This window comes from Rhizobium sp. 01T444, from assembly GCF_056398305.1.
Map to the genome: position 1 here is coordinate 1 of NZ_JBFTPD010000332.1, position 565 is coordinate 565.

Genomic DNA, 565 nt, shown 5'->3' on the forward strand with positions numbered 1-565 from the left:
GTGTCGGGGCGCACCGCGCGCGTCTCCTGGATGCGCGCGCCGCCGCAGTCGCCGTAGACGCCGCTGGTCGAGCCGTAGACCATCGCGGAGGGCAGCGCACGAAGCCGCAGCGCGCGCGCCAGGGCGGTGGTGCGCGCGTCGCGCCACCACTGTCCCTCTTCCACGCGCGCGGGGGGCGCCAGGTGCAGCACGCGCGTGGCCAGGCCGGAGAGGCGACGCAGGGTCGCGGGCGCGTCAAGGTCGGCCATGATCGGGGTGAGGCCGGCACGCCGCAGCAGGGGAACGCGCTCAGGCGAGGAMGTCACGGCGATCAGCTGAACCCGGCCCCGCCGGGCGCGCGCCGCCCGCAGGCCGATATCGCCGCATCCGACCAGGAGAATGCGCTCGCGGCGAAAGCGCGCGGGCCGCGCGCCGAGAGGGCTGTTGATTGAGGGCAAAATCCATTTCCCTTTTCTTGAAGCAGAGTCGAAGAATAACCATGACCAGCGCAGCCCCAGACGAGGCGGGTTTTCACATCACGGTAGAGCCGAGCGGACGCCATTTCACCGCCCATGCCGATGAAACC

Annotated in this window: 1 protein-coding gene; it reads right to left on the reverse strand. The window is 71.1% G+C overall.

Annotated elements, in window-relative coordinates; all coding sequences use genetic code 11:
- Positions 1 to 437: Rossmann-fold NAD(P)-binding domain-containing protein (locus tag AC1DTN_RS38760; RefSeq protein ID WP_477925531.1), on the reverse strand; the 437-nt coding region annotated here is incomplete at its 3' end.
- Positions 438 to 565: the final 128 nt, after the last annotated feature.